Origin of the sequence: Falsiruegeria litorea R37 (assembly GCF_900172225.1) — a bacterium.
Classification (GTDB): Bacteria; Pseudomonadota; Alphaproteobacteria; order Rhodobacterales; family Rhodobacteraceae; genus Falsiruegeria; species Falsiruegeria litorea.
Map to the genome: position 1 here is coordinate 2,645,406 of NZ_FWFO01000001.1, position 22,750 is coordinate 2,668,155.

At 59.6% G+C, this 22,750-nt stretch carries 20 protein-coding genes; 12 read left to right on the forward strand and 8 right to left on the reverse strand.

Annotated features, from left to right (window positions below; all coding sequences use genetic code 11):
* Positions 1-175 precede the first annotated feature (175 nt).
* Positions 176-784 (forward strand): TetR family transcriptional regulator C-terminal domain-containing protein, encoded by a 609-nt coding sequence (locus TRL7639_RS12855; RefSeq protein ID WP_085796418.1) that lies wholly within the window; start codon positions 176-178, stop codon positions 782-784.
* Between the two features lie 114 nt (positions 785-898).
* Positions 899-2,092, forward strand: a complete 1,194-nt coding sequence (locus TRL7639_RS12860; protein WP_085796038.1) for an NADH:flavin oxidoreductase/NADH oxidase family protein — start codon at positions 899-901, stop codon at positions 2,090-2,092.
* Between the two features lie 144 nt (positions 2,093-2,236).
* Here TRL7639_RS12860 and preA read toward each other — a convergent pair whose 3' ends face one another.
* The 4 genes from preA to TRL7639_RS12880 all read right to left on the reverse strand — a co-directional run bounded on the left by preA (position 2,237) and on the right by TRL7639_RS12880 (position 6,553).
* A complete protein-coding gene (preA, locus tag TRL7639_RS12865) occupies positions 2,237-3,541 on the reverse strand; it encodes an NAD-dependent dihydropyrimidine dehydrogenase subunit PreA (protein WP_085796039.1) in 1,305 nt (434 codons plus the stop codon).
* A gap of 17 nt (positions 3,542-3,558) precedes the next feature.
* On the reverse strand, positions 3,559-4,395 hold the full coding sequence (locus tag TRL7639_RS12870) for a class I SAM-dependent methyltransferase (protein WP_085796040.1): 837 nt from the start codon (positions 4,393-4,395) through the stop codon (positions 3,559-3,561).
* Between the two features lie 33 nt (positions 4,396-4,428).
* Positions 4,429-5,763: an NAD(P)-dependent oxidoreductase gene (locus tag TRL7639_RS12875; RefSeq protein WP_085796041.1), complete on the reverse strand. Its 1,335-nt coding sequence runs from the start codon at positions 5,761-5,763 to the stop codon at positions 4,429-4,431.
* A 157-nt stretch (positions 5,764-5,920) separates the two neighbouring features.
* Positions 5,921-6,553, reverse strand: a complete 633-nt coding sequence (locus tag TRL7639_RS12880) for a cupin domain-containing protein (protein ID WP_085796042.1) — start codon at positions 6,551-6,553, stop codon at positions 5,921-5,923.
* A gap of 439 nt (positions 6,554-6,992) precedes the next feature.
* Here TRL7639_RS12880 and TRL7639_RS12885 point away from each other — a divergent pair, with 439 nt between their 5' ends.
* From TRL7639_RS12885 to TRL7639_RS12900, 4 genes are all read left to right on the forward strand, one after another.
* Entirely contained in the window at positions 6,993-7,535 is a 543-nt protein-coding gene (locus tag TRL7639_RS12885) for a 3-hydroxyanthranilate 3,4-dioxygenase (RefSeq protein WP_085796043.1), read from the forward strand.
* Between the two features lie 51 nt (positions 7,536-7,586).
* Positions 7,587-8,570: a TRAP transporter substrate-binding protein gene (locus TRL7639_RS12890; protein ID WP_085796044.1), complete on the forward strand. Its 984-nt coding sequence runs from the start codon at positions 7,587-7,589 to the stop codon at positions 8,568-8,570.
* A gap of 67 nt (positions 8,571-8,637) precedes the next feature.
* A complete protein-coding gene (locus TRL7639_RS12895; protein WP_085796045.1) occupies positions 8,638-9,177 on the forward strand; it encodes a TRAP transporter small permease in 540 nt (179 codons plus the stop codon).
* Positions 9,178-10,437: a TRAP transporter large permease gene (locus tag TRL7639_RS12900; protein ID WP_085796046.1), complete on the forward strand. Its 1,260-nt coding sequence runs from the start codon at positions 9,178-9,180 to the stop codon at positions 10,435-10,437.
* A 13-nt stretch (positions 10,438-10,450) separates the two neighbouring features.
* On the opposite strand, the gene TRL7639_RS12905 is transcribed toward TRL7639_RS12900, so the two are convergent.
* Together TRL7639_RS12905 and TRL7639_RS12910 are read right to left on the reverse strand one after the other, a co-directional pair.
* On the reverse strand, positions 10,451-11,233 hold the full coding sequence (locus TRL7639_RS12905) for a porin family protein (RefSeq protein ID WP_085796047.1): 783 nt from the start codon (positions 11,231-11,233) through the stop codon (positions 10,451-10,453).
* Positions 11,234-11,320: 87 nt separating this feature from the next.
* Positions 11,321-11,818, reverse strand: a complete 498-nt coding sequence (locus TRL7639_RS12910) for a hypothetical protein (RefSeq protein ID WP_085796048.1) — start codon at positions 11,816-11,818, stop codon at positions 11,321-11,323.
* A gap of 137 nt (positions 11,819-11,955) precedes the next feature.
* On the opposite strand from TRL7639_RS12910, the gene TRL7639_RS12915 reads away from it, so the two are divergent.
* The 3 genes from TRL7639_RS12915 (at position 11,956) to TRL7639_RS12925 (ending at position 15,230) form a co-directional block, all read left to right on the forward strand.
* Positions 11,956-12,960 carry a GT-B fold glycosyltransferase domain-containing protein gene (locus tag TRL7639_RS12915; RefSeq protein ID WP_085796049.1) on the forward strand — a complete coding sequence of 335 codons (1,005 nt, stop codon included), beginning with the start codon at positions 11,956-11,958 and terminating at the stop codon, positions 12,958-12,960.
* Positions 12,961-13,017: 57 nt separating this feature from the next.
* Positions 13,018-13,869, forward strand: coding sequence for an ABC transporter six-transmembrane domain-containing protein (locus tag TRL7639_RS12920; RefSeq protein ID WP_085796050.1), 852 nt, complete (start codon positions 13,018-13,020; stop codon positions 13,867-13,869).
* A 68-nt stretch (positions 13,870-13,937) separates the two neighbouring features.
* On the forward strand, positions 13,938-15,230 hold the full coding sequence (locus tag TRL7639_RS12925; RefSeq protein ID WP_085796051.1) for an O-acetylhomoserine aminocarboxypropyltransferase/cysteine synthase family protein: 1,293 nt from the start codon (positions 13,938-13,940) through the stop codon (positions 15,228-15,230).
* A gap of 167 nt (positions 15,231-15,397) precedes the next feature.
* On the opposite strand, the gene TRL7639_RS12930 is transcribed toward TRL7639_RS12925, so the two are convergent.
* Positions 15,398-16,105, reverse strand: coding sequence for an SIMPL domain-containing protein (locus TRL7639_RS12930; RefSeq protein WP_235820317.1), 708 nt, complete (start codon positions 16,103-16,105; stop codon positions 15,398-15,400).
* 208 nt (positions 16,106-16,313) lie between these two features.
* On the opposite strand from TRL7639_RS12930, the gene TRL7639_RS12935 reads away from it, so the two are divergent.
* Positions 16,314-18,740, forward strand: a complete 2,427-nt coding sequence (locus tag TRL7639_RS12935; RefSeq protein ID WP_085796052.1) for a hypothetical protein — start codon at positions 16,314-16,316, stop codon at positions 18,738-18,740.
* 383 nt (positions 18,741-19,123) lie between these two features.
* Here the strand turns inward: TRL7639_RS12935 and hppD are convergent, their stop codons facing one another.
* On the reverse strand, positions 19,124-20,221 hold the full coding sequence (gene hppD / locus TRL7639_RS12940) for a 4-hydroxyphenylpyruvate dioxygenase (RefSeq protein ID WP_085796053.1): 1,098 nt from the start codon (positions 20,219-20,221) through the stop codon (positions 19,124-19,126).
* 141 nt (positions 20,222-20,362) lie between these two features.
* On the opposite strand from hppD, the gene TRL7639_RS12945 reads away from it, so the two are divergent.
* Complete coding sequence (locus TRL7639_RS12945; RefSeq protein WP_085796420.1) at positions 20,363-20,818, forward strand: Lrp/AsnC family transcriptional regulator; 456 nt, start codon at positions 20,363-20,365, stop codon at positions 20,816-20,818.
* Between the two features lie 47 nt (positions 20,819-20,865).
* Complete coding sequence (locus TRL7639_RS12950; RefSeq protein WP_085796054.1) at positions 20,866-22,746, forward strand: monovalent cation:proton antiporter-2 (CPA2) family protein; 1,881 nt, start codon at positions 20,866-20,868, stop codon at positions 22,744-22,746.
* Positions 22,747-22,750 lie beyond the last annotated feature (4 nt).

Genomic DNA, 22,750 nt, shown 5'->3' on the forward strand with positions numbered 1-22,750 from the left:
CCCTGTTGCTTGCTTGCGATTGGCTCGCTCTTGGTATGTGATTTGACCAAACGGTCAAACTCACGCTATCACGGGTTTGACACCAGTCAAGAAATTGCGGCACATGCCCGCAAAAATGCTGGCAAAAAATGCACTCTGCTCGGCAATCGCGCAGCCAACAAAGGACAATCGCCCCATGCCAAAGGACCGCACCCCGACACGGATCCAGAAAAAGAACCGTGCCGCGATCCTTGAAGCGGCGTTGAACGTGTTTTCGGCCAATGGATTCCGGGGTGCAACGGTCGATCAGATCGCAAGCGAGGCCGGGCTGTCCAAGCCAAATCTGCTCTATTATTTCCCCTCCAAGGTGGACATGCACAACGCGCTTTTGGCGCAGCTGATGGACACCTGGCTGGATCCGTTGCGCGAAATGGACGAAGACGGCGAGCCGCTGACCGAGATCATGGCCTATGTCCGCCGCAAACTGCAGATGAGCCGGGATTTCCCGCGCGAAAGCCGCCTGTTTGCCAACGAAATCGTGCAAGGCGCGCCCCGCATTCACGACGCGCTGAACCACGATCTGAAAACGCTGGTGGACGAGAAAACCAAGCTGCTGGAACGCTGGATGGCAGACGGGAAAATCGCCCGCGTCCACCCGTACCACCTGCTGTTTTCGGTCTGGTCGCTGACACAACACTATGCCGATTTCGACGTGCAGGTTCGCGCGATCCTGGGCGATGAAGACCCCTTCGACGGCGCCGATCCGTTCCTCGAAACGCTCTACCTGCGCCTGCTTACCCCATAAAACAAGGTTGTGCCTGATTGTCGTGTTGGTCAACTCTGAGCCCAAATTACTTCATGCTGCGCTTTGCACCAACGGCCGCTTTGACGTAATACGACAAAGGAATAACGAGGCTTAATGTCCAAAATGCAAACTTCACCACTTGCCCAAACGCTGACACTGCCATGCGGCGCTACGTTAAAGAACCGGATCGCGAAGTCAGCGATGTCGGACTCTCTTGGCGACGGCGCTGGCAACCCAACGAACGATCAAGTCAATCTTTACGAACGGTGGGCTGAGGGCGGTCTGGCGTTGTCCATAATCGGCGAGGTTCAAGGTACACCCAACTTTGCAGAGAAGCCCGGCAACCTCATTTTGAATGACCAATCCGACAGCGGCTTGCTTGAGCGCCTCGCAAAAGCAGGTGCAACCGACAACGCGCAGCTATGGCTCCAACTTGGACACGCGGGTGCGATGGCGGATGCCCCGATCAGCACGCCAAAAGGACCGAGCGCGCTGGACTTGCCCGGCCTGACTTGCGGCGCGTTGTCATTGGACGAGATACATGCGCTGCCAGCCGAATTTGCCCGCTCCGCCAGCCTTGCAAAGGAACTTGGATTTGGTGGCGTGGAGTTACACGCGGCGCATGGATTTCTGCTTAGTCAGTTTTTATCGCCTTTGTTCAACAAACGAGAGGACGCCTATGGTAGTTCTCTGCAAAACCGGATGCGGCTGCTTCTCGAAGTGATCGAAGCTGTTCGAGAAGCTGTAGGCCCCAAATATCCGGTGGGTATCAAATTGAATGCCACCGATCAGCTTGAAGGCGGTTTTGCCGAAGACGAGGCACTTGAGGTGATTTCAGCAGTCGACAAGACAGCAATAGACCTTATCGACATCAGCGGTGGTACATACTTCCCCGGTGCAGCATCCTCGTCTGATCGGGCAGGCTCCGGCCCCTATTTTTTAGAATTCGCAGGTAGCGCTCGCAAAAAGACCGACATACCTTTGATGGTCACTGGCGGATTCAAAACACGCGCTCAAGCCGAAAGCGCCATTCTCGATGGCAAGGCCGATCTTATTGGGTTAGCTCGCGCGCTCGTGGTTGATCCAGAACTGCCGTCCTTTTGGTTAGCCGGACAGAGGACCGAACCGCAATTTCCACGCTTCAAGAACCCGCCTGAAGGCGGTGTGACCGCATGGTACACGATGCAGATCACACGGAATGCAAAAGGTGAGACCGCTCTTGCGCCTGATGAATTGGATGCAGCGGTTGCAGAATACGAAAGTCGAGACGAAGCGAGGCGGCAAATTTGGAAATCAAGGCTTAGCTGACCTTCGCGCATCCGCAGCGAAATGGGGCTTTGTCCCACTTAGCAGACCAATACACTTAGAAGGTACACCCCAAAACAAAGGGCAGCGCTTCATCGCACTGCCCCTGTTTCTTCTCGTTCCAAATACGGTCGCCGAAGGCGTCCCTCACTCGGCTGCTTGCGCCGACGGGTTATTGGGATGCGTGGTCCAGTTGGCGTATTCCGCGCTCACGGTTTCGCCGGTACGCTCGTCCAACTCGCCGGGCTGCAGTTCGACCATCGAGATACAGTTTTCAACCGGGCAGACGTTGACGCACAGGTTGCAGGCCACGCATTCGTCGTCCTTGACGGTGAATGTGCGATCTTCGCTCATGGCGATGGCCTGGTGCGAGGTGTCTTCGCAAGCCGCATAGCAGCGACCGCATTTGATGCAGGCGTCCTGGTCGATCTTGGCCTTCGAGATCGAGTTCAGGTTCAGATACTGCCAGTCGGTGACATTGGGCACGGCCATGCCAATGAAATCCTCGGTCGAAGTGTACCCCTTTTCATCCATCCACTGCGACAGGCCCGAGATCATTTCTTCGACGATCTTGAAGCCATAGGTCATCGCCGCGGTGCAGACCTGCACGTTGCCGGCACCGAGCGCCATGAACTCAGCCGCGTCGCGCCAGGTGGTGATGCCACCAATGGCCGAGATCGGCAGGCCATGGGTCTGCGGACAGCGGGCAATCTCGGCCACCATGTTCATGGCAATCGGCTTGACCGCCGGGCCGCAGTATCCGCCGTGGGTGCCCTTGTCGCCGATAATCGGCTCAGGTGCCATCTGGTCCAGATCCACCGAAACAATCGAATTGATGGTGTTGATCAGGCTCACCGCGTCCGCGCCGCCCGCCTTGGCTGCGCGCGCCGGGAAACGTACGTCGGTGATGTTGGGCGTCAGCTTGACGATCACCGGCTTGTCATAGTTCTCCTTGCACCAGCGGGTGACCATTTCGATGTATTCCGGCACCTGGCCCACGGCCGAGCCCATACCCCGTTCGGCCATCCCGTGCGGGCAGCCGAAGTTGAGCTCGATGCCATCGGCTCCGGTTTCGGCCACCCGCGGGAGGATCGCTTTCCACGCCGCTTCTTCGCACGGCACCATCAGCGAGACGATGATGGCGCGGTCGGGGTAGTCCTTCTTGACCCGCGTGATCTCTTCCAGGTTGACCTCCAACGGTCGGTCGGTGATCAACTCGATGTTGTTGAGCCCCAGCAGCCGACGGTCCGCGCCCCAGATCGCGCCGTAGCGCGGGCCGTTCACGTTCACCACCGGCGGCCCTTCTGCCCCCAGCGTTTTCCAGACCACACCGCCCCATCCGGCCTCGAACGCGCGGCGGACGTTGTATTCCTTGTCGGTGGGCGGCGCTGAGGCCAGCCAGAAGGGGTTGGGGCTTTCGATGCCTAGGAAGTTTGTTTTCAGATCAGCCATTTGCGTCTCCCTGCGCGCTAGTCGCGCTTTTTGAATATCATCTCGACCGGGGCGATATCGCCCGCGCCGACTGCATTTGTCATGTTCGCCACCTTGTCCGCAGCATCCATCCCCATCAACATGGGCAACCCCAAAACCGGGGGGCCAGACGCCTTGATCTTTTCTCGCAAGGCGGCAAAGAACTCTTTGGCGACCTCCCCCCGATCCCGGCGCGCCTCCAACTCGAAACCAGCCTTGTCAGCCGCGTCGAGATAGACGTCAGGCGAGGCCAGGAACGACGCCGCCGGATCACTGGCCCAGGGCAAAGGAAAAGCCGGAGCCGCCCCAAAACGCATCACGTCATAGACGGCAAAGCGCCCCTGTGGTTTCAGGACCCGCCAAACCTCGTCAAAAAGGCGGTCCTTGTCCGGCAGATTCATCCCGACGTGCAACAAGGTGGCGACGTCGAAACTGTTGTCATCAAAGGGGAGGTCCAGGGCGCTTCCGACCTTGAACTGCGTCGGCAGGCTCAGAAGCCCGGTCAGTTGCTTTGCCGTTTCGATGAAATCGGGGGTCAGGTCCAACCCCGTGACATCCGCACCATACCGCGCCGTCATAAGACGGGCAGGCCCGCCGATACCCGCGCCAACATCCAGAACTTTGACCCCGTCTTTCAACCCAAGTTGATCGAGCAAGGAAATCGTCGCCTCTTCGCCGCCGATGTGAAACTCGTCAATCGACTTGAGGTGCTGTTCCGAAATCTCGCCGAGCTTGACGCCACTGGCCTCAAGTGTGTCGACAATCTTGCGAAACAGCTCCGCACCGCCATAGTGCGAAACGATTTTCTCGTCCGGCTTATTGGTTCGATCCGTCATCGGGTGTCTCCTTTTGGTGGCTGCCCGCGTATCTTACCCCATCATTGCCTTGTGGATGTCCATCGCGGCGTCGCGACCCTCGGCCACGGCTGTCACGGTCAGGTCGTCGCCACCAGCGGCACAGTCGCCCCCGGCCCAGACACCGTCGACCGAAGTTCGGCCTGCGTCGGTCACGGCGATCTTGCGACCGTCCAGCGCCAGCACACTCGGTGCGCCCTCAAGCGTCTGACCAATGGCCTTGAACACCTGATCCGCAGCCAGTCGCGTAGTTTCACCCGTTCCGGTCAACTCACCGCCTGCGGACGAAGTATACTCCAACTCGATCTCTGTCGCAGCCCCGTTGCCATGCACGGCGACCGGCTGGACGTTGAACATCAGCTTCACGCCCTTGGATGCCGCCAGATCCTGCTCGAACCGGCTGGCGCCCATGGCCTCGCGGCCCCGGCGGTAGGCAATGGTGACATTTTCAGCGCCGAGCAGTTTGGATTGCACGGCGGCGTCAACGGCCGTCATACCGCCACCGATAACGACCACATTGCGGCCCACTGGCAGCGCGGACAGGGCGTCGGCTTGACGCAGATCGGCAATGAAATCCACGGCGTCGCGCACGCCGTCCTTGTCTTCGCCCTCGGCTCGCAGGGCGTTCACCCCACCCAGACCGATGGACAGGAACACGGCGTCATATGCCTCTTGCAGACCACCCAGCGTCACGCCTTGGCCCAGGGCCGAGCCGTTCTCGATGGTAATGCCGCCGATTTTCAGCAGCCAGTCGACCTCGGCCTCGGCGTAGTTTTCGGTGCTCTTGTAGGCGGCGATGCCGAATTCGTTCAGGCCGCCGGCCTTCTCGCGTGCCTCGTGGATCACCACGTCATGGCCCAGCATGGCCAGACGGTGCGCGCAGGCCAGGCCCGCAGGCCCTGCCCCCACAACCGCCACGGTCTTGCCAGTGGATGCCGCGCGTTCGAACGGATGCACGCCCGCCGCCATCACGGTGTCGGTGGCGTAACGCTGCAGTCGGCCAATTTCGACCGGCTTGCCCTCGGCAGTTTCACGCACGCAGGCTTCTTCACACAGTGTCTCGGTCGGACAAACCCGTGCACACATGCCGCCCAGAATGTTCTGGTCCAGAATGGTCTTTGCCGCCGCCTGCGCGTGTCCGGTCTGGATCTGGCGGATGAACAGCGGAATGTCGATGTCCGTGGGACAGGCCGTCACGCACGGCGCGTCATAACAGAAATAGCAACGATCTGCGGCAACCGCGGCCTCGTGCGGCGCATAGGCCGGGTGGAGGTCGTCAAAGTTGGCGGCAATGTCTTCGCTGGATAGCCGCCCGGAAACGATACCGGGTGCTGTCTGGCCCTGTGCCATCACTCTCTCCCTGAGATATGTTGTTCTTGCCTCCAGACTGCCACATCTGAATTTTTTATCAATTGGTAAAATTTATCAAAGGGTCAAAAAATTGAAAAAACCGGACCAAAGGCCCGGTTTTGCTGAAAATTTCATCAGATTTGAGAAACGTGAGAGGTCAGATCATCTGGCTCAGGTGGCCGGATTTCACCCAAACCTCGGCGCCATCCGGGCCCGCGGCCGCCTGAAACGCCCCTTTGGGCGGCACGCGCAGCCAATCCCATTTGCCAAAGGTCTCACCGCCTTCAGCGTAGCTGCCGGACAGTACAAAAACCTCCAACCCACCATCGGCATCCACCTGAACCGCCTCACCGGCCGCCCACCGTTCCACGCGCACTTCCTCCACCGCGTCTCGGTGCAGATCGACCCGCCCCTCTCCGGCAATGGGCTGGCGCACTTCGGTCCGATCGTCGGGATCGAACTGGTGCAGCTTGACCAGGATCGTCGCCCCTGGTTCGGTCGCCGGTGTGTGCGAGGACGTCGGCGGATTGCGGACATACATGCCGGTTGGAAAATCACCCAGCTCGTCCTGAAACACACCATCCAGCACCAAATATTCCTCGCCCCCGTCATGGGTGTGCGCGGCAAAGGCGCTGCCCGGTGCAAAGCGCACGATGGTTGTGGCGCGCGCCACCTCTTCGCCGATCCGGTCCAGCATTTTGCGCTCGACCCCAGCGGCGGGGGATTGCACCCACTCGGTTTCATCAAAGTGAACGGCGACGCGCTTGGTGAAGTCGGCATTGATCCGCATGGGGCTCTCCTTAGGCGATATCCGGTGAGGGATGTGGGCCTTTGAGCAGCCCTGACAAACCTATATCACCATGTCGTGAAGGTGCAGTCTTTAGAACAGCAAGGCAACAGGCCTCTATTCGCGACCGGCTTCCACAGGTGAAAGACCAGAAATTTCAGACCACTACCCGTCGGAACGAAAGTACTGAACAAGCACCGACAGACGAAATCTCAGAAATTTTCTTGACTCAGCCATATACTTTAAACCTAAACTTTCAAGCATGAAGCACTTAAGTCCACCACTCACTCACACCGCCCAATTATCGGGCTGAGTTATGCCAGGGGAAACAGGTATCCATGTTTTTGATATCAACATTCGGACAATTCCCTTGTCGCAACGCCCCCGGTTGCCCGACCCTGCTGACATGGCCAGCCCGGCAAAATTGGGAGGATAATGAACCATGGCACGCCTGAGCGCCTTTAATTTCCAGAAATGGATCGACGAGCATAAACATCTGCTGAAACCGCCCGTGGGCAATCAACAGGTCTGGGAGGACGCGGACCTGATGGTGACCGTTGTGGGCGGGCCAAACAAGCGCACCGATTATCACGACGATCCGGTCGAAGAGTTTTTCTATCAACTCAAGGGCGACATGGTGCTCAAGCTCTATGAGGGGGGCGAATTCTATGATGTCCCGATCCGCGAAGGCGAGATTTTCCTATTGCCCGCCCATGTCCGCCATTCCCCTCAGCGGCCGCAAGAGGGCTCGATCGGTTTGGTGATCGAGCCCAAACGCCCCGAGGGCGAGCATGACGCCATCGAATGGTACTGTTTCAACTGTGGTGATCTGGTGCATCGGTCCGAGCTGATCCTGGAAAGCATCGTCCGAGATCTGCCCCCCGTCTATCAGGCGTTCTATGCCGATGAAAAAGCGCGCACCTGCAAAAGCTGCGGAGAGGTTCATCCAGGGAAGGAACCCCCAGAGGGTTGGGTCACACTGTGATCCGCGCTTAAACTCGCAAAAAACAATGATTCTATCAGGGAGAGAGAGAACATGACCATCAGCCTAAAGGGCCTGACCAAAGGCGCCGCCGCAGCGGCCCTTGTGCTGGCCGCGCTGCCCGCCACTGCCAAGGAATTCAAGCTGGGCCTGATCACGCCCCCGCCGCATGTCTGGACCAAAGCCGCCGAAGCCTTTGGCGCCGAACTGGCCGAAAAGTCAGGCGGCGAACACAGCGTCACCGTCTTCCCCGCCCGTCAGCTGGGCAACGAAGCGCAGATGCTGCAGCAGCTGCAAACCGGCGCGCTGGACATGGCGTTCATGACCGTGGCCGAAGTGTCAAACCGGGTGCCGAACATGGGTGCGTTCTATGCCCCTTACCTGGCCAACGACATGACCCACGCCGCCGCCATCCTGCGCTCGGACACGGCCAAGGGCATGCTCGAGGTGCTGCCGCAAGAGGCAGGCGTCGTGGGCGTGGGCTATGGCAGCGCGGGCATGCGCCAGATCCTCAGCCGGGGCGAAGTGAACTCGGCCGCTGATCTGTCCGGTGTCAAACTGCGGATCACGCCGTTCGACCCGATCCTGGATTTCTACAACCTGCTGGGCTCGGCCCCCACGCCGATGCCGCTGCCTGCGGTTTATGACGCGTTGGCCAACGGTCAGGTGGACGCCATCGACATGGACGTCGAGCTGATCAACGTGCTGAAGTACTATGAGCACGCCGATACGCTGCTGATCTCGAACCACATGATGTTCCCGATGGTCGGCCTGATCTCGGCGCGCGTCTATGCTGGCATGAGCGACGAAGACAAGGCGATGGTGTCCGAGCTCATGGCCAAGCACGTGGACACCACTCTGGACGCTTACATCGAAAAGTCGCCCGCCTGGACCGAAAAGCTGAACACCGTGGGCATCACCGTGCACACCGTTGACGCGGAATACTTTGGCGACGTCATGGGCAAATGGGAAGAGATCTGGGCCGCCAAGGCACCGTCCCTGCCCGATCTGCGCAAGACCGCAGACGCGACCAAGTAAGCTCTGACAAACACGCGCGGGCCGGTCATGCACCGGCCCGTTTGCACTCAATACCAAAGGCAGGCACATGCTCTATCGGGCTTCCCACTTCTGGGCACGGGTCGAGATTTTCTTTGCGGCAGCTTTGGCCGCATCGGTCACCGGGCTCATCCTTCTCAACGTCATCACCCGCGCATCCGGCAACGCGATCTATTGGGTCGATGAGGCGGCGATTTACGCCATGGTCTGGATGACCTTCTTGGCGGCCTCTGCTGCGATCCATTTCCGCTCGGCCATCTCGGTCACGATCCTGAACGAAATGCTGCCTGCCTCGGGCCGTCATTGGATCAACCGCTTTGTCGATCTGACCATATTTGTCTTTGCCTGCCTGATGGTCTGGATCTGCCTGCGCTGGTTCATGCCCCTGCAACTGATGGAGGCCGGCTGGGACGTCAAAGCGTTTCAGGGCCAGACGTTCAATTTCATCTATGCCGAACCCACCAACACCATCGGGCTAAAAAAGGTCTGGATCTGGCTGGTGATGCCGCTCTTTACGCTTGGCGCGCTGCTGCATTCGGGCGCCAACTTGGCTCACCCCGGCAAAACATCACAAGTGGAGGCCGTGTAGATGACCCCTCTTCTCTTCCTTGTTCTGCTCTTTGGCTCGGTTCCCATCGCGCTGGTGCTGGCGCTGACCGCGCTTTGGTACATCTACGACAGCGGCAATCTGGTGCTTTATGACAGCTATGCACAGCAGATCTTTTCCGGTGTTGAAAACTATGGCCTGCTGGCGATCCCGCTGTTCATACTGACCGGCGAGTTGATGAACGAAGGCGGCATGACCCAACGCCTGGTCCACGCCGCGCGTGTCTTTGTGGGCGGGTTCCGGGGCGGGTTGGCCTATATCAACCTGCTCGCCAATATGTTCATGGCTGCCATCATCGGCTCAGCCGCCAGCCAGATCGCGGTGATGAGCCGCGCCATGGTGCCTGCCATGACGAAAGAGGGTTATGACCCCGGCTTTTCGGCTGCGACCACGGCCGCCGGGGGCCTGCTGGCGCCCGTGATCCCCCCGTCGATGCTGTTTGTGATCTATGGTGTGCTGGCGCAATTGCCGATTGGCGATCTGTTCATCGCGGGCATCATTCCGGGGCTGATCCTGGCGGGCACATTCTTTGTCGTGGTGGCCCTGATTGGCCTGGCCAAGGATTTCCCGAAAGGTGAATGGATGACCCTGCGCGAAGCCACAGTTGCGCTGCGCAATGCCCTGCCCGCCTTTCTGATCCCGATCGCCATCGTGGGCGGCATCCTGTTTGGCATCGCCACGCCTACGGAATCTGCCGCTGTCGCCTCGCTCATCGCTTTTGCTGTGGGCTGGTTGTTCTACCGAGAGATCACGCCGCGGGATCTGGGTCAGCTGTTTGTGCGCACCGCCACCAACTCGTCGCTGGTGATCTTCATGATCGCCGCTGCAAACGTGTTTGGCTGGGTCGTGGTCTATGAGGAACTGCCGCAGAAACTCGCGGCCTTCATCTCGACGGTGACGTCGGACCCGTTCACTTTTCTGCTGATCGTGAACCTGTGCCTGCTGTTTGTGGGCATGCTGATCGATGGCATCGCGGCGCTGATCCTGATCACGCCGATCCTGCTGCCGATTGCGATGAACACTTACAACATCGACCCGTTTCAGTTCGGGGTCGTGATCAGCCTGAACCTGGTGCTTGGCCTGCTGACCCCACCGGTTGGCGTAGGCCTTTACATCGCATCGGCCATGTCCGGTGTACGCCCGTTCACCATCTTTTCAGCGCTCTGGCCATTCCTGCTGGCGGTTACTGTGGTTCTGGTCTTGCTGAGCTATTTCCCAATCCTTAGCACCGCGTTGATCTAAGCATGGGTGGGGGTCAGAAGTTGAAGACGACCCCCATCAACGGCCCTTGCTGTTCGACGTCATACAGGAAACTGCCGTTGGTACGGTCAACTGACATATAGCGATAGCCCAAAACGCCTGACGTGGTCGGAGTAAACTGATACCCAAGCCCACCAAACAGATCGACCATATGGTCCGACCCGGCCCCAAATCCACCAACATAGGCCCAACCGGACACGTAGGTTCGCTCTCCTATGTCACGGCGCCCGTAAATGCCAATCACAGGGTCTATCCAACTGTCAGACCCATTGGCCGTGCGCGCCGGGGACGTACCTGCCGTCAACGACAGATCGGTTGAAACCGACCAATGCCGAAATCCGCCCGAAACCCACAACTCATGCTCCAGGCCTTGCCCCAGCTGGTAATCTGCATAGAGCGACACAATTGTGTTTCGGATTTTCGCGTTGGCTTGCCCAAATGTCGGCGCCAGAGATCCACTCCCGGCACTCAATTTCACGTATTGGACGTCGCCGGAAAACCCCCACCGCCCATTGCGGGCCTGCAAGACCACCATCCCGGCAAAGTCGAGATTGTCCAAAATGTCGCTGAAACTTGCGTCCACATCTACCGGAGGCACCCCGGGAACCGTCGCCACCGGCCCGGACAGGGACGTGCCCCACAAATAGGGCGCGATTCGCCATTCCCAGCTGTCCTGCGCCTGCGCGAGCACCGGCAACCCGCATAACAAACCGACCGCCAGGCTTCGAATATGCCTTTTCCCCAGGGGGTTGAAGGCGGTCTCTTGAGGTTTTGACATCGGCAATCCTTTCGATTGGCAGCGTGGATTGGGGTCTTGGTCTGTCGGTCTTCCTTTGGTCTTGATTCAATTGTCCCGCGAGAGTGTTCACGGAATCTTAACGGCCTGCCTTTCAAAGCTAGCGCTTTCCGTGGTCAGGTCATCATAGGTCAGTTCAACATCAATTGTCTGGACCGAACCAAGGGCAAAAACCCCATAAGGCAATCCGTCCTGTTCCAGGATCGCATTCGGCGCAGGCTGATCCTCGTGGCAGGTGGGCAACGGCCAGACGTCGGGCGTGGCGCCGTTGATCCCGATCCGGAGCTCGACCAAGCCGCAGCGCCACGACCACAGATGTGTGACATAAAGCAGATCCTGCCCGTCGTATTCGCGCACCCCGATCCAGTTGCCGCGCGTGGCGCCAAGGATCGGTTTGATTTCGACTGCTGTGGTGAACTTGCCCGTTGGCACCTGAGGTTCCGCTTCGTGCTTGTTTTCAGGTGCAAGAAAGGCGGGCGGGGCTTCGGCGGATTGGCTATCGGCCACCCCCTGGCCGGTGCTAGACTGGGCAGCGGCCGCAGCCAGGAACAACAAGATTTCTATCATTTCGACCACCTGGTGTTGAACCAACTTCGTAGAAATCAATAAGCGAAATTCCGGCCTTTTGTGATTGGCCAACGCGCTCTATAGTGCCTGCAAAAGCAGGTGCCACTTTCAAAATTCAATCGCGGCTTTCAGGTAGTATGGCAAAAAAACAGGCGTCGCGCCAATTGTTTAACATCGTGATCGTTGGGCAGAACAACAGGCTTCAATATGAGGCCGTGCTGTTTGCGGCCTCGCTCAGGTATTCTTCACCCGGTTTTCAGGGGCGATTGTTTGTGGCGACCCCGCAGCCGGGCAAGCGCTGGTCAGGCGATCCCAGCATTCGCAACCACGACGTGCTGCGGGCCCTGCACGATCTGGATGCCGAGGTGGTGCCGTTTTCGAACAGGGTCTTTGGCGAATCCTACCCCCACGGCAACAAGATCGAGGCCCTGAGCGCCCTCCCCAAAGGTGAGCCGTTTGTGTTTTTCGACACCGACACGCTGATCACTGGCGACATCAGCACCGTGCCATTCAACTTTGACCGTCCATCGGCCTCGATGCGGCGCGAGGGGACATGGCCCGAACCCACGCTTTATGGTCCGGGATACACCGATATCTGGAAATCACTTTATGATCGGTTCGGACTGAATTTCGAAAGCTCATTGGACAAGAGCCAGCCGGATGAATACTGGGAACGTTACCTCTACTTCAACGCAGGCTATTTTTATTACTCCTGCCCCCACAAATTCGGCCAGCGGTTCCTGGAGTACGCGACAAGCATCGACCGCGATCCCCCGGCCGAGCTGATCTGTCAGAGCCTTGATCCCTGGTTGGATCAGGTGGCTCTACCCTTGGTGATTCATTCGTTCCGGGGCGGGCGCCGGACGCTGCCGCCCGGTATGCTGGATGGCACGGTCAGCTGTCACTACCGAAATTTCCCGCTGCTCTACGCGCGCGAAAGCGACTATGTGATCGACGTGTTGGAAAACGTCGCGGCGCCAAACAAACTCAAGAAAGTGCTCAAGAATTACGAGCCGATGAAAAAGATGATCTACCAGAGCAAGGGCCAAAAGGTGCGCGCGCTCTTTGATCAGAACAACCTGCCCCGCAAGGAACAGGCGATCCGCAACCGGATCAAATCAAACGGCTGGTGGATGCGCTAAAGCTTGCACCCGGAGGCGGCGGCCCTTATGTCGCACCGAACCCGGAGGTAAACTGTCATGATTGGTAGCCAAGAGCTTTCGCTCGCCACCCTTCTGCGTGTCTTTCGATGGAAGATCGGCCTGACCTGGGCCTTGGTGGTGCTGGAAGCGGGGCTGATGACGCTGATCCCGTTGTTCATCGGGTTTGCCATCGACGGGTTGATGCAGCGCGACTTTTCCTCTCTCTACCTGCTGTGTGGGATCCTGATGGCACTGCTATTGGCCGCCACAGGGCGCCGGGTCTATGACACACGCGCCTACGGCACGATCCGCGTGGCGCTTGGGGCCGAGCTGGCCGATCGCAATGCCGCGCTGCCAATTTCCTCGCTGAGCGCCCGCGTACATATGGCGCGCGAGCTGGTGGATTTCCTGGAACAGGAGTTGCCCGACATCATGATGGCGGTGCTGCAACTGGTGATTGCTGTGATTGTCCTGTGGGTGTTCGACTGGGTTCTGGCCGCCACCGCCCTTGGGGCTGGGGCGTTGATGCTGTTGATCTATGGCCTGTTTCACAAACGGTTTTATCGCTTGAATCGGGCGCTGAACACACAGTCCGAGAAAGAGGTCAAACTGCTGGAACGCCGCGACCGGGGGGCGTTTCGCGCCCATCTGATGGCGCTGCGAAAATTCACCGTGAACCTGTCGGACACCGAGGCGCTGGTTTACGGCGTGATCTTCTTTGTCCTGTTGGCCGTGATCATCTTTAACCTAGGGTACGCGGCGTTGGTCATGGCGGCCTCTGCCGGAACAATGTTCTCGATCGTCACCTACAGTTGGGACTTCGTCAACGGCGCGGTCAGCGTGCCCATGGCGCTGCAAAGCTGGTCGCGGCTGAGCGAGATCATCGCCCGGATCAACCGCGCCGCGTGAACGGTTGTGCATTGGGCATCTGTCCTCTAACTCTGGTGCCAAGAATTTGAACCAGGGAGACTTTGACCATGACCGACGGCCCGACCTACGGCTTTGACACGCTGCAGATTCACGCAGGTGCACGTCCCGATCCGGCAACTGGTGCCCGCCAGACACCGATCTATCAGACCACCGCCTATGTGTTCCGCGATGCCGACCACGCCGCCGCGCTGTTTAACTTGCAAGAGGTGGGCTATATCTACTCGCGTCTGACCAACCCGACCGTGGCTGTTCTGCAAGAACGCGTTGCCACGCTCGAGGGCGGTGTCGGCGCGGTCTGCTGCTCGTCCGGTCACGCGGCCCAGATCATGGCGTTGTTCCCACTGATGGAGCCGGGCCGCAATGTCGTCGCCTCGACCCGTCTGTATGGCGGCACTGTCACCCAGTTCAGCCAGACCATCAAACGTTTCGGCTGGTCGGCCAAATTTGTGGACTTCGACGATCCCAAGGCCGTGGCCGATGCCATCGACGAGGACACGCGGGCGGTCTTTGGTGAATCCATCGCCAACCCGGGCGGCTATGTGACCGACATCCGATCAATTGCCGATGTGGCCGACGCTGCAGGCGTTCCGCTGATCATCGACAACACCTCGGCCACGCCCTACCTGTGCCGCCCGATCGAACAGGGTGCCACTCTGGTGGTGCATTCGACCACCAAATACCTGACCGGCAATGGCACCGTCACCGGCGGTTGCGTTGTGGACAGCGGCACATTCGACTGGTCCGCCAGCGACAAGTTCCCCTCGCTCAGCGCGCCCGAGCCTGCCTATCACGGGCTGCGGTTCCATGAGACATTCGGCGGTCTGGCCTATACCTTCCACGGCATTGCCATCGGCCTGCGCGACCTGGGCATGACCATGAACCCGCAAGCCGCACATTACACGCTGATGGGGATCGAGACCCTCTCGCTGCGCATGCAGCGCCACGTCGAGAACGCCGAAAAGGTTGCGGCCTGGCTCGAGAAGGACGACCGCGTCGACTATGTCACCTACGCGGGTCTGCCCTCATCGCCCTACCACGATCGCGCCAAGAAGCATTACCCGCACGGCGCAGGTGGTCTGTTCACCTTTGCGGTCAAAGGCGGCTATGACGCCTGTGTCAAGCTGGTGAACTCGCTTGAGATCTTTAGCCATGTGGCCAACCTGGGCGATGCGCGCTCGCTGATCATCCACTCGGCCTCGACCACGCACCGTCAGCTGACGCCCGAGCAGCAAGAGGCCGCTGGTGCTGGTCCCGGAGTAGTGCGTGTCTCCATCGGCATCGAAGACGCCGATGACCTGATCGCGGATCTGGACAAGGCGCTCGCAGCGGCCTGCGGCTGAGCCAACCTAGGAAGTATCAAGCGCCTCAACAGATCACCTGTTGGGGCGCTTATCTTTTGGCCCGGCCCTCTCCGCCTCGCCCGGAAACTTTGAAAGTTTCCGAACCGATTTCTTTCAAAAAAATCGACACCGCCAAGCTTTGAACTCCTGGCTCACGATCACCGTGATCATTCGCCGATAGCAAAGACCATCGACACACTGGATTGATAGCTGATTTCACCGGCCTCAATTGGCACCGGAGCGGATTCCATAGCTGCAAAGCGAGCGTTGGCCCCGCGTGCATAGGGCTGTACGCTGTTTTCAGAAATAGTCATGACATTGCCCAGCTTGATCCCCGCCGAGTCCGCCAGCTGCGCTGCGCGATCCATGGCATCCTTGACCGCGGCCGTTCGCGCCTGATCAATCAACGGTTTGGGGTCCTGCACGGAAAAGCTCAGCCCCTGGAACTCATTCGCCCCATTGCCCACAACTTCGCCAAGGATCACACCGAGCTTATCCAGATCCACAACCCGAACAGCCAGGATGTTCGAGGCAGAATACCCCGTGACATGATTGCGGTTCTGACCAGTTGCCTTGTCGATCTTTTGCGACCAGATCGGGTGCAACGAGAGCTGCTGGGTCTGGATATCCCGCGCCTCGATGCCCTGCGCCTTGAGCCGTTCGATCACCGCCGCCAGCGCTTGCGAGGTCGCGTCCATCGCCTCAGCCGCAGTGGTGGCCTCATTTGTAACCCCAAGATTGATCAGTGCTTGATCCGGCACGGCTTGCACCTGCGCTTGTCCAGAAACCTGGATCGTGCGGGGCTGCTCTTCGGCTCGCACCAGCGTTGCGGCAGTTAGCATGAGGGCGGTCACGAGAAAAACAAGTGTCTTCAATGAACTTCTCCTGTTGGTTTAGGTTCTAGATCGGGTGCGGCACTCTGCCCAACAAGGGGGAAGATTTGTGTTTTTCTTTCCCTCGGCGGATGTCTGCTTTAAGGTCGTCGCGCGGGTGTTCATGTGCGGATATTTCATCGCATCCTGTCACCGGCGAAGACCGGGTGGCGCGACGCCCGAACGTTAACTGGGATGGTACGGCCGCAATATGAAACCCACATTTGCGCTTTCTTTGTCGTTTGAGGGGATTTCTCTGCTGCATCGCGCAGCCGGAGGTTGGCGTCTGGTTGGGGATGTCGACATCAATGATGAAACCTTCCTGAAGGACCTGGCCGCTCTGCGCGACAAGGCCTTGTTGTTGTCCCCCGAAGGTGTCGATACAAAGCTTATCCTGCCTAACGACCAAATCCGTTACCTGACCGTCAACACTGGCTCATTCGAAGGTGAAACGCGCACCTCGATTATCGAAAGCGCCGTGGCCGAGGCGACGCCCTACGGGCTGGGTGAACTGGTCTATGACACATCACCTGACGGGCATCTGACCCATATTGCCATAGTTGCCCGCGAAACCCTGCAAGAGGCTGAGGATTTTGCCGCAGGCAATGGCTTTGGCCCCGTCAGCTTTGTCGCTGTGCCTGGCGAAAACGATTTCCTGGGCGAGCCTTACTTTGGTCCCACAAAGGCGGCGCACGACCTGACCGGGGCTGATGCAGTTGAACCCGATGGGATCGCCGTTGTGGTCATTGGCCCCGCCGAATTGCCACCGGTGGAACCAGCCCCGGAGCCCACGCCAGCCCAAGAATCGGCCGCGCCCCCTGTTTCAGAGACGTCGCAGATCGAGGCACCAGAACCAAAGACCGAAACGCCGAAACCCAAGCCCGAGGAGGCAGCAGAGGTTCCGCCGGAACCTGCCCCGCAACCGCCCTCTATCGGTTTTGCGAGCAGACGTGGCAAAGCCCCCGCCCCTGCTGCGCCCAAACCGGTCTCAACACCCGAACCTAAACCGGCCCCCGAACCCGAAGTGGTGGCCTTTGCCAGCAAACGCTCGGCTCCGGCCCCCGCAACCGCACCGGCCCCTGCGGTGTCCCCACCGCCCCCCGCCGCGCCCGAGCCAATTGCGCCCGAGCCAATCGTGCATGAGCCCACAGCCATCGCCGTGGCCGAAGTTGAACCTGTGGCGGGCTTTGCGGCACCACGCCTGCCCGGGCAACAGGCAGAAACCGAAAAAGACCGCATGACCATCTTTGGCGCCCGCGATGGGGGCGTTGGCGGCAAGCCCAAGTATCTGGGCCTGATGTTGACGGTCGCGCTGGTTCTTATGCTGGCCGCCGTCGCGACCTGGGCTGGTCTGTTCTCGGGCATTGGCCTGTTTGACGACCGCGACACGCCACGAGAATTGACGCCGGCACCAGTTCCTGCGCCGCTCGACCCGGTTCAGCCTCAATCACCAGGCACCGCGCCTGCACAACCCGACCCGACAATTGCAACACCGCCGCCGACGGCAAATCTGACCAACGATACCCAGCAAGAGGAAGAGCTTGCTTCGCTGCCTTCAGATCAGGACCTGACCGAAACGGACAGCGCCGTCCTGGACGCCTTGCGGGTTGAACCGGAAACAGTGGAAACCGTCACGCCAGAAGACGAAGCAGACGTTGCACCAGAAGACAGCATAGCCGACATTGACCCTATCGAGGGGACCAACCCGGAAACCCGTTATGCAGCGACCGGCATCTGGGATCTCGCACCCGAAGAACCCTTTACCCCGTCGATCATTGATCTCGACGACCTCTATGTTGCGTCGATCGACCGAACGGACCTTTCTCAAGACGCTGTGGCGTTGCCCACTCCGATCTCATATCAGACCGATCTGGGGGTTGATCTGCCGGCCTCGCCCGCTGCGGCAGGAACCGCGTTTGCTCTGAACGACCAGGGGCTTGTGACCCCCACGCCCGAAGGCACCCTTAATCCCGATGGCATCATGGTGTTCCAGGGCCGCCCGTCCAGAGTGCCACCCGCCGTACCTGTTCGGTTCGAAACCGCCCCCGAAACGGATGAGGCACAAGAGAGATTGGCAGGTTTGCGTCCGCGTCTTCGTCCCGGAAACCTGATAGAACAGGCCGAGCGTGGACAACTCGGCGGTCGCAGCCTGGAGGAGCTGGCAGGCATACGTCCCAAGCTGCGCCCGTTCACTGAAAAACAGGAAGCCGAAGAAGATCAAACACCTACAGCGCTGGCAATTGTTCGTGGACCTCGTCCCAAGTTGCGGCCTCAGGATCTGGCGGCAAAGGCAACCCGTCGCACCGCGAGCCTTGGCTCAACCGCCGGTTTGGGCCGGGATTCCGGGGATGTGGGGACGGTTGCCCCCCGCACTGTAAAGCCCAAAGCCCCCTCACCTGCTTCTGTGGCGCGTCAAGCCACGCTGGACAACGCAATCAACCTCCGGCGGGTGAACCTGATCGGGGTCTATGGAACCCCGGCCAACCGTCGCGCCCTGGTGCGTTTGCCAAGCGGACGGTACAAGAAGGTCAAAGTGGGTGATCGGGTCGACGGTGGCCGTGTCGTTGCCATCGGCGACAGCGAGCTGCGGTACCAAAAAGGCGGCCGCAACATGACGCTCAAGATCCCCAGCGGCTGATCTCGCACCTTTGGCAACCGTTCACACCTTGCGCACCGGGTGCGCTCCCGCGCCCGAACGGTCCTGACTTCGTCAGCACCGCTAACGGCCTTGGGCCGGGCGCCTCGCCTTTGGCTCGGCGCGGTTCTGTCTGTGGCCACCGTCGTGGCAAATTCGCGCAGCCGGTTCGCTTTGCAGGCATCAGCCTCGACCCCGCGCCAACTGCCGAGCGTAGCGAGGCCAGGCCCAACGGAAGGAGGCGTCCCGCAAGGGGCGTCGACGACGGGCGGGAGCTCCCCCAGCTATGTGCCTCTGCCCGTGCGCAAAAAAATACCGCCACCTGCTGCGAGACAGATGGCGGCCAGTTTGAAACGGCCGGATCGCCCCAGCCACATCCGATCTAGTTATTCTGCGGCGGCAATTTCGCCGTTTTCGATCTGCTCGCGCTCGATCGATTCAAACAGGGCCTTGAAGTTGCCCTCGCCGAACCCGTCATCCCCTTTGCGTTGGATAAACTCGAAAAAGATCGGGCCAATCACGGTTTTCGAAAAGATCTGCAACAGGATCTTGGTCTCGCCCCCGTCCACGACACCTTCGCCGTCGATCAGGATGCCGTGTTTCATCATCCTGTCCTTGGGCTCGTTATGGCCCACAACACGATCATAGGACATGTCATAATAAGACGCGTTCGGGCCAGGCATGAACTTGAGCCCCTTGTCGGAAATCGCGTCGGTGCTGGCATAGATGTCGTCCGAGCCAACAGCGATGTGCTGAATGCCCTCGCCCTTGTATTTCTTCAGATAGGCCACGATTTGCCCCGTCTCGCCGCGGTCCTCATTGATCGGGATGCGAATGCGGCCACAGGGCGAGGTCAGCGCGCGGCTGAAGAGACCGGTGAACTTGCCCTGGATGTCAAAAAAGCGGATTTCCTTGAAATTGAACAGTTCGCCATAGAACCGGAACCACTTGTCCATGTTCCCCTTGAACACGTTGTGGGTCAGGTGGTCGAGGTAATAGAACCCGTCACCGCGCGGTTTGGATTGGGTCAGCCAGTCGAATTCCTCGTTGTACGGCGATGTGTCATAGTACTGGTCGATGAAATAGATCAGCGAGCCGCCGATGCCTTTGATCGCGGGCACGTCCATGGTCTTGTCATCTGCGTCATAGGGTTCGGCACCCTTCGCCACCGCATGCTCATATGCTTTCTGGGCATCCACAACGCGCCAGCCCATAGCTGGGGCGCAGGGGCCGTGCTCTTCGACAAAACGCGCGGCAAAGCTATTTGGTTCGGCATTCAGGATGTACGTGACATCGCCCTGCTGCCACAGCTCGACATTCTTGGTCTTGTGGCGGCCGGTCAGGGCATAGCCCATCCGTGCAAAGAGATCGCGCAGCTCTTGGGGTTCGGGGTGCGCGAACTCGACGAACTCGAAACCGTCGGTGCCAGCGGGGTTCTCTTCGCTGATGACAGATTTTGGGGCATTGTGCGGGAAGGGACCCATGGCGCATCTCCTGACAAATATGAGGTTTGGATGCAAAAATAACCCATGCACGATACGGCGTTTGCGCGTATTCTACCCTTATGGATCAGATTCATGCGCTCTTTTCGCATGAGGAACAGAAAACACAAGGAAATCCCGCACGTGCTGGACGACACAGACAATCGATTGCTGGCCGCCCTGCAAAAGGACGCACATCTGACGGCGCAACAGTTGGGCGAGATGTTGAACCTCTCCCCCAGTCAGGCGGGGCGCCGCCGACAACGGCTCGAGGCCGAGGGGTTCATCACCAACTACGCCGCCAAGCTGGACCCCGCCCGTCTGGGCCTGCACGTCCAGGGGTTTGTTCAGGTCCACCTTGGCACACATGGCCCGGATCAATCCCAGGCCTTTGCGCGCATGGTCAACACCCGCCCCGAGATCACGAGTGCCTGGACCATGACCGGAGACGCCGATTACCTGCTGCACGTCTATTGTGCGGATTTGCCTGCGCTCAACAGCTTGATTCATCAGGTGATCTTGCCGCATCCTGCAGTGGCACGGGTTCAAAGCCAGATTGTCATGGACCAATTGAAACGCGACGCACCGCTGCCCACGTGAAACGGACCCTTTGTCCGACGCCAGCCTAATTCAGGATTGTCCCAGATATGGAAAATTTCCTCTACCAAGCCTCGATCTACCTCGCTGCGGCGGTGATTGCGGTGCCCTTATCGGCCCGGCTCGGGTTGGGGTCGGTGTTGGGGTATCTGGCGGCCGGGATCATCATTGGTCCGGTGCTGGGTCTGGTGGGTGCTGAAACCGAGGACCTGCAGCATGTGGCTGAGTTCGGCGTTGTCATGATGCTGTTCCTGATCGGTCTGGAGCTGGAGCCCCGTGCGTTGTGGGATATGCGCGACAAGCTGCTTGGCTTGGGTGGGTTGCAGGTGGGCGTGTCGACACTGGCGCTGATGGTGGCGGCCATGCTGGCGGGCCATCCCTGGTCGGTGTCGCTGGCCGTTGGGTTGACGCTCTCGCTGTCCTCGACCGCCATCGTGCTGCAGACATTGTCCGAAAAGGGGCTGATACAGACCAACGGAGGCAGGGCCACATTCTCGGTCCTGCTGACGCAGGACATCGCCGTGATCCCGATACTGGCCTTCCTGCCGCTGCTGGCGATGCAGACCGGGGCGCACATCGAATCCGATGGCTCGATCGATCGAGGCAGCGGGCACGGGGCAGAGGCTGCGCATCATTCGCTATCGCTGGTCGAAGGGCTGCCGGGGTGGGCGGTGACGCTTGTCACCATTGGCGCCGTTGCCTTTGTGATCCTGGCGGGTGTCTATCTGACCCGCCCCTTGTTCCGCTTTATCCACGCCACCCGCCTGCGCGAGATGTACACCGCGCTTGCCTTGATGATCGTTGTGGGCATTTCATTCCTGATGACCCTGGTGGGTCTGTCACCCGCTCTGGGTGCCTTTCTGGCCGGCGTGGTTCTGGCCAGCTCGGAATTCCGGCACGAGCTGGAAAGCGACCTTGAACCCTTCAAGGGGCTGCTTTTGGGGCTGTTCTTCATCACCGTTGGTGCGGGCATCAACTTTGGCTTTTTCTTTCAGGAGCCGCTGGACCTGATCGGGCTGGCGCTTTTGGTGATCGTGGCCAAGGGGGCGATCCTTTATGTGATCGGGCGCGCCTTCAAGCTCAGCCGACGCGATCATTGGCTGTTCACGCTTGGGCTGGCGCAGGCTGGTGAGTTCGGTTTTGTGCTGCTGGCCTTTTCGGTCCAGCAGAACGTGATCCCGACGGATCTGTCGCAGAAGCTGTTGCTGATCATTGCTCTGACCATGCTGATCACACCGCTGCTCTTCATTCTCTACGACATCCTGAGCCGCAACATGAAGGACAGCGCGCCAGAACAGGTCGCGGATGAGATCGACGAAAAGGGGCCGGTGATCATTGCGGGCATTGGCCGCTTTGGCCAAATCGTCAACCGACTGGTGCGCGCCACCGGGTTCAAGACCATCGTTCTGGATCATGACATCGACACGATCCAGCTGATGCGCCGGTTCGGGGTCAAGGGTTTCCTGGGCGATCCGACCCGCCCCGAGCTGCTCAAGGCCGCAGGAGTGGACAAGGCGCAGGTGCTGGTGGCCGCCATGGATCAACGGGACGAGGTGACGAAACTGGTGGCCTATGCGCGCCGGATCCGGCCTGACCTGCACATCATCGCGCGTGCCGCCGACCGAAACCATGTCTATGAACTGTATCAGGCGGGCGCCAGCGACATCGTGCGCGAGACGTTCGACAGCTCGCTTCGGGCCGGACGCTATGTGCTCGAAAACATTGGGCTTAGCGAATACGAGGCCGCAGCAGCGGAAAAGACGTTCTACCATCACGACCGCGACACAGTTCGGGAATTGGCAGAGCTCTGGATTCCCGGCGTGCCCACGTCCGAGAACAAGGCCTATATCGAGCGCGGCAAGGAGTTGGAGAAAGATCTGGAAACCGCGCTCCTCCAACTGGCAGAGGAGCACGCCAAGAAGTCGGCTTAGGTGG